General features: G+C 49.0%; 5 protein-coding genes and 1 pseudogene (1 of these 6 running past the window's edge). 3 read left to right on the forward strand and 3 right to left on the reverse strand.

Annotated features, from left to right (window positions below):
• From COV46_02330 to COV46_02340, 3 genes and pseudogenes are all read right to left on the reverse strand, one after another.
• A pseudogene (locus tag COV46_02330) lies at positions 1 to 992 on the reverse strand (hypothetical protein) (it extends 85 nt beyond the left edge of the window).
• 43 nt (positions 993 to 1,035) lie between these two features.
• Entirely contained in the window at positions 1,036 to 2,265 is a 1,230-nt protein-coding gene (locus tag COV46_02335; protein ID PIR17875.1) for a hypothetical protein, read from the reverse strand.
• A gap of 2 nt (positions 2,266 to 2,267) precedes the next feature.
• The gene (locus COV46_02340; protein ID PIR17876.1) at positions 2,268 to 3,341 is read right to left on the reverse strand and encodes a hypothetical protein; all 1,074 of its coding nucleotides are present in this window, start codon (positions 3,339 to 3,341) and stop codon (positions 2,268 to 2,270) included.
• Between the two features lie 138 nt (positions 3,342 to 3,479).
• Between COV46_02340 and COV46_02345 the strand changes: the two genes are divergently transcribed.
• The 3 genes from COV46_02345 to COV46_02355 all read left to right on the forward strand — a co-directional run.
• Positions 3,480 to 5,282 carry a cell division protein FtsH gene (locus COV46_02345; GenBank protein PIR17879.1) on the forward strand — a complete coding sequence of 601 codons (1,803 nt, stop codon included), beginning with the start codon at positions 3,480 to 3,482 and terminating at the stop codon, positions 5,280 to 5,282.
• An 82-nt stretch (positions 5,283 to 5,364) separates the two neighbouring features.
• Positions 5,365 to 6,186: a dihydropteroate synthase gene (folP, locus tag COV46_02350; protein PIR17877.1), complete on the forward strand. Its 822-nt coding sequence runs from the start codon at positions 5,365 to 5,367 to the stop codon at positions 6,184 to 6,186.
• 17 nt (positions 6,187 to 6,203) lie between these two features.
• Positions 6,204 to 6,878, forward strand: a 675-nt coding sequence (locus COV46_02355) for a DNA mismatch repair protein MutL (GenBank protein PIR17878.1), incomplete at its 3' end; no start/stop codon positions are given.

A 6,878-nucleotide genomic window follows, 5' to 3' on the forward strand; every position in this document is an offset into this window, starting at 1 on the left:
CACTTTATAAGATTAACGAATGATATGACGGCAAAGATGAAGATGACTATGCCGATGCCGATGAGCCCCATTTCAAAACCCGAAAGTTTGATCCGTTCTTTTCTCCCTTGGGGTATCGGGTAGCAGTCGTCGGAGGTTGTGTCCGGAACAGCTTCGAACTCTTCCATTCCGCTCGATCCGCCGGTGTAGTCTTCCAGTCGGAGTGATTCCTCGGACTCTTCTATTAACTCTCTGGGACGCGTCCGTGCTTTGGATCTGGGAGCTTTTTTTGCCCTTACGGATATCTCTTCCATCTTAACTTCGTTTGGGTCCCTAAAGATAAAGACGATTGTGCCCAGAGCTATTCTATCGCCGTCGTGGAGCTCGGAATTAACTATGCGGTGATTATTCACATAGGTGCCGTTCTTGCTCTCAAGGTCCTTTATTACAAATCCGTTATCGGTCCTTGTGATCCTTACATGATTCCTGGAAATGACGTATTCTTCTACCTGGAAATCGGCGTTCTCATCTCTGCCTATGCTCATCTCATCCACATCTTCGGCGAAGAAGAACTTTTTACCTACAAAGTTGCCGTTTAAGACCTCGATGCTGGGGATACGTTCCTTATCGATCGCTTTTAATACCTTCTTTAGAAGTTTGACCTCGATAATATCGCTGTCGGTTATCTCATTAAATGAGGAAGCGAGCATTTCGTCTATCATGTTGAAGTTGAGATTGAAGTTCTCTATGGCGATGATATCGCCATGCCGTAGAATGTTCTTTTGATTGGCGCCAACTTTAACGCCGTTAAGATATGTTCCGTTGCCGCTACCAAGATCGACAAGAAAACAGTCGGTGCCGGTAACCACAATGTCAGCGTGTTTTCTGGAAACGGCAGAAGAGGGGAGTTTTAATCCGTTCTCGTCGGAGCGGCCGATAGAAACGCCTTCATGACTGAACTCAAAGGTCTGCCTCTTTTCGCTTCCTTTCTCTGTAACAATTAATTTTGGCATAGTGTAATGCGCTCATGGTGAGCCTGTCGAACCATGAGATGCTTTAGGGACAACCGCCGCCGGCCGCCACGACTTTTTTGGCCGTTTCAATCTCGGCCGTAAAATCTTTTACCCCAACACTAATGAACTTGCAAAGCATTTCTAGAGCGTTCTGTTTATCGTTCAGATAATTATAAAGGTTGCCCAGATTATAGAGGGTCCTTGGATTATTCGGTTCAAGAATTAGCGTATGTTTCCACTGTTTCTTTGCCTCTTCTGTCTTGCCCTGTTTCAGGTATGCAAGCCCAAGATTATATGATGCATCAACGAAGCTGGGGTTTATCTGAAGGGCGCGGTTTATGTTGCCCTCGGCATCGGCATAATAGCCAGCGGCGGCGGTCATATCACCTTCCTGTTTCTTCTGGTCGCCAATGGCGAGTTTTATGGTGCCCAGCCTAAAGTAGGCGATCTCGCTTATGGGGGCAAGCCTGGTAACCTCGGAAAATTCTGTCATAGCTTCATCGTAGCGGCCTTCATTATAGTAGAAAAGTGCCAAGGCCTGATGCACCTCGGCGGAGTTTGGATTGGCCTCGACCGCCTTTAAAAAGGCGTTCTGCGCCTTAAATGGTTCCTTCATCGTCAGATAAAGGTTCCCCGTCTTTATCCATGTTTCAATGTCGGCCGGATCGTCTTCCAGTGCCAGCCGGTAACGGATAACGGCATGTTCATAATCTCCGATGTCCCTGTACATCTGTGCGAGCTCGGTATGAACGAGCTTGAGCTTAGGATTTAGCTCGGTCGCCTTTTTAAAATATGCCTCGGCGAACTTGACGTAACTCTTGACCGGGTTTTTCTTGGTCTTTTCAAGGTAACAGAGCGCCAGATTGTAATAAGCGTCGGCAAATGTCGGTTCCTTCTTTATCGCCTTTTGTATCCATTTGATCGCTTTGTCGGGTTCTTTTCGGTCAAGATATATCGTCCCGATGTGGTTGTATGGAGATGAATAGTTCTTATCGATCAAAATGGCGCGTTTGAAGTAGGTGAGGGCCTCATCCAGCCGGCCCTTCAATTTTGCGATGATGCCAAGGTTGTTAAAGGCCTCCTGATACTCGGGCGCAAGCTCTAGCGCGGTCTTGAACTCGAACTCGGCCTTTTCAGGCTGGTTCTGGTTCATGAACGATATCCCCTGATTATTGTGAAAGACCGCCCGTTCCGAAGGCCTTATCCGAGCCTTTCTTGCCAGCGCAGGGGTTGCGATGATCAGTAATGCCAGAATGATATATATCTTTTTCATAGTTATTGTAGGCACCTGTTTATTTCAAATGCTTTTACGCGGGCATCGGCCGTCTGTCTCGCGTTGCCGGTCTTGTCCCTCATCTGGGAGAGGTAATACCATGTTATCGCATCTTCCGGCACATGTGCCAGGGCGAATTCGAACTGGGAGGCCGCTCCCACGTAGTTCTTCTGTCCGGCCTCGGTAAGCCCGGCAATGAAGAACCCGTTTCCGATAAGGAACCTGTTCGTAAGCGCCCTTCCCTTACCTTTGTCCTTTATCATATATTTTCTGGGGATGTCTGGAAGGGGAGTACGCATCTTGAACTTGTTCATGGCGTTCCACTCCTTTTCGGCCTTTTCAAGATACGCGGAGTATGGCTTTTTATATTGTTTATTATAAAGGGCCATAAAGATATCCATATCCATCTGGCCGATGTACGCCTTCATGTAATTGATGTCGGCCTTTTTGGATTCGTCGAACCACGTTGTGGCTATCTCATAAGTCTCGGGTTCGAATCGTTCATAGGTGAGCGCACCCTTGATATAGTTCATATAGGCCGGGACCGAAGGCGTTGCCATCCGGACGGCCTTGAACTGCTCGTTCTCGTAGTGCGGCGAAAGAAGGGCAAGAATATCGAGAGATGCGTTCCCAAGCATTTCAAAGAACTGCTTGTTTTGGGGATAGGGGATGTTGAGCTGCCACTGTTTTACGAGCGCTCTCTTATCAAGGAGCTTAATGAATATCCTCAGCTGATTCTGCGTGTGTTGATACATGCCGTTGACAATGTAATTGGGGCTTACGGCGGAAGACGTATATTTTGACATTGTCCCGAAAAGGACGCTTATATCCCTCCCTGTAGAAAGATAATCGGCTAAAAGGCTTGGAATACCGTATGCAAGCCAGTCATCCCCCGGAACCTTTGTGAAATCGTCGAAAGATTGGAGGAGGACCGTCTTTTTTCCGGACGCTTTTTGCAACTCTCCCACATGGACCATTGTCATGGTCTTGCCCCAGTTGATGCAGTTATCGACCGCAAGGGCCTTTGAGGAGATGGCTATCAGGACAAACGACAAAATTATGGTGACACGTTTCATGCAGGGCATTTATACAACAAAATCATTTGAAATTGCAAATAAATATGGTCAGTTAAGGGGCTATGAGAGCTTCATTGTAACTCCAAGAAACACGTTGAACTATATTGACTTTTGTGGTAGTTGAGCGCGCCTATGGCAATGAAACAATCTCAAAAAACGTTAGCAATGTGGCTTATCATCATTCTGGTTTCTATCTCTATCCTTCACTTTATGAGCCAGAAACCGCAGGGAATAACGGAGGTGGGCTTCAGCGAGTTCATGGAGGCCATCAAGTCCAACCAGATAGCCGAGGTCTCCATCCAGGGCGAAGAATATACCGGCAGATTCAAGGCCGGCTATAAGAACGGTGAATATTTCGTCACAATAGGCCCTATAAACAGCGAAAAGGCACTTGAAATGCTTGGCACAACGGACGCCAAGGTCGAATATAAGCGCCCTAAAGAGACCCCTTTCTGGCAACAGTTCCTCATTTCATGGCTACCGATGCTCCTTCTCTTCGGCTTTTTCTTCTTTTCAATGCGCCAGATACAGGTCGGCCCCGGCGGCAAGGCGATGAGCTTTGGCCGAAGCAAGGCCCGCATGCTCACCGAAGATAAGCGTAAAGTGAACTTTGGCGATGTGGCCGGGATAGACGAGGCAAAAGAAGAGCTACAGGAGATCATCGATTTCCTGAAAACGCCTAAAAAGTTCACCGTCCTTGGAGGAAGGATACCAAAGGGTGTGTTGCTTCTTGGAAGCCCCGGATGCGGTAAGACCCTGCTTGCCCGTGCAGTTGCCGGTGAGGCCGGAGTTCCTTTCTTTTCCATTTCCGGTTCAGACTTTGTGGAGATGTTCGTAGGTGTCGGCGCAAGTCGTGTTCGCGATCTATTTGAACAGGGAAAGAAGAACGCCCCTTGTATCGTATTTATAGATGAGATCGATGCGGTGGGGCGCCACCGCGGCGCCGGCCTTGGCGGCGGTCACGACGAACGAGAACAGACCTTGAACCAGCTTCTTGTAGAGATGGACGGTTTTGAATCCAACGAAGGCGTCATTATCATGGCGGCGACCAACAGGCCCGACGTTCTGGACCCGGCGCTCCTAAGGCCCGGCCGATTTGACAGGCGTATCTACGTGCCTCGTCCCGATGTTAGAGGCCGCGAGGAGATATTAAAGGTTCACGCCAAAAAACTTGCGCTTGCAGACGGTGTGGATTTTTCTATAGTTGCAAGGGGAACGCCCGGTTTTTCAGGCGCCGACCTTGAGAGCGTGGTGAACGAAGCGGCCCTTCTTGCCGCCCGAAACGACAAAAAGTCGGTCGAAATGAGCGACTTTGAACTTGCAAAGGACAAGGTCCTTATGGGGAGCGAACGAAGGAGTCTTGTGATCACGCCGCAGGATAAGAAGATCACCGCCTACCACGAGGCGGGGCATACAATAGTTGCGAAACTGACCCCGGGTACCGATCCTATTCATAAGGTCACCATTATCCCTCGCGGAGCGGCATTAGGTCTGACTCAGCAACTTCCTACCGATGATCGTTACATGCAGAGCAGTCAGTTCTGCGAGGATAGCGTAGCCGTACTTCTTGGCGGGCGCGCCGCGGAAGAGGTGATATTTAATCAGCAGACGACGGGCGCCGGAAACGACATAGAACGCGCAACGGAGCTGGCGCGCAAAATGGTCTGCGAATGGGGTATGAGCGAAAAGATGGGTCCGATGGCCTTTGGCAAAAAGGAAGAGGCCATATTCCTGGGCCGCGAGATAGCCCAGCACTCCGACTACAGCGAACAGACGGCGCTTGACATAGACACCGAGATAAAAAGGATCGTCATGGCCAATTATGTGCGCGCCAAGAAGCTCCTGCAGGACAATGTATCCAAGGTACATGCGCTGGCCGGGGCGCTTCTTGAAAAAGAATCTCTCGACAAGGATCAGATCGAACAGATATTAAGCGCGTAGGATTGTTCTGTCGTTCCCTCGAAATCGGAAATCTAGTCTGTTCACGAGGTCCCCGTTTTCGCGGGGGACGGCATTGAAATTTATGAACGATGTTTGTACAATTTCTGATTTTACCAAGCCAGTTATAATGGGCATTCTTAATGTTACTCCCGATTCATTTTCGGACGGCGGAACGTTCTATAATCACGATGTGGCTGTCGCTCACGCCCTTAAGATGGCGGATGAAGGGGCCGATATAATTGACATCGGCGGCGAATCGAGCCGTCCCGGGAGTCTTCCCGTTTCTGTGGAAGAAGAGCTCGGAAGAGTGATAACTGTCATCTCCGCAATAAGACTAAAGAGCCAGATTCCCATTTCTATAGATACGGTCAAGGCTCCGGTCGCCAGGAAGGCTCTTGAATCTGGAGCCAACATGATAAACGACATCAGCGCCGGTTCCTTTGACCCCGAAATGTTCAAAGTGGCAGCCGATGCCGGTGTCCCGATATGCCTCATGCACTTAAGAGGAAGACCAAGAACCATGCAGTCGGGTAACATCCATTACGATGATGTTGTCCTGGAGATAGCCGAATATCTGAAAAAAAGAGCCGATACGGCTATCAAGGCCGGTATCAGAAAAGAAAATATCCTGATCGATCCAGGCATAGGTTTTGGCAAGACTGCCGAACATAATGTTGAGATATTAAAACGTCTCAAAGAACTAAAATTACTTGATTATCCAATAATTATTGGGGCGTCCCGAAAGTCGTTTATAGGAAAGATCTTAAACAATCAAAATTCCAAAGAAAGACTTGAAGGCTCGCTGGCAACTGTAGCAGTTTCATACCGAAACGGTGCAAATGTCTTTAGAGTTCATGACGTCGGTCCCACAAAGAAATTTCTGGCCGTCTTGTCACAATTTTAAGCTCAGAGATCGTCAATATGACCACAATAAATATCCTGACCGACGACATGATCGGAAAGATAGCCGCCGGAGAGGTGGTGGAGAGGCCGGCCTCCGTCATTAAAGAACTGGTAGAAAATTCCATCGATGCCGGTGCCAAGGAGATAATTGTAGATATAAAGTCTGGCGGCAAGGGACAGATGATAGTCATAGATGACGGCTGCGGAATGACCCGGGAGGACGCTAAACTTTCCATATTAAGACACGCAACAAGCAAGATCTCAAAGGACGACGACCTGAACACCATAAGCACGATGGGATTTCGGGGAGAGGCGCTCCCCAGTATCTCGGCCGTTTCCAAGATGACCATCGAGACAAAAAGGCCGAAAGAGTTGGGAGGGTATAAACTGGTCGTTTCCGGCGGAAAGGTGGTTGAATCGGGCGATCTTGGCTGTGCCGACGGAACCAGAATAGTGGTAGAAGACCTCTTCTTCAATACACCAGCCCGCAAAAAGTTCCTTCGCGGAGATAAAACAGAAGAGGGGCATGTGATGGATACTGTCGGCCGTCTTGCGCTTGCATTCCCGGAGGTAAGGTTCAAAGTGACAGCGGACGGAAAAGAGAAGCTTGCCTGCCTTTCCGTAAATGACACGCGGGCAAGGATACCTGAGGTCTTCAGCTCCAACCTGGCGGCAACGGCCGTTCCATTTGAG

The organism is Deltaproteobacteria bacterium CG11_big_fil_rev_8_21_14_0_20_49_13 (assembly GCA_002796305.1).
In the GTDB taxonomy this organism is placed as follows: Bacteria; UBA10199; UBA10199.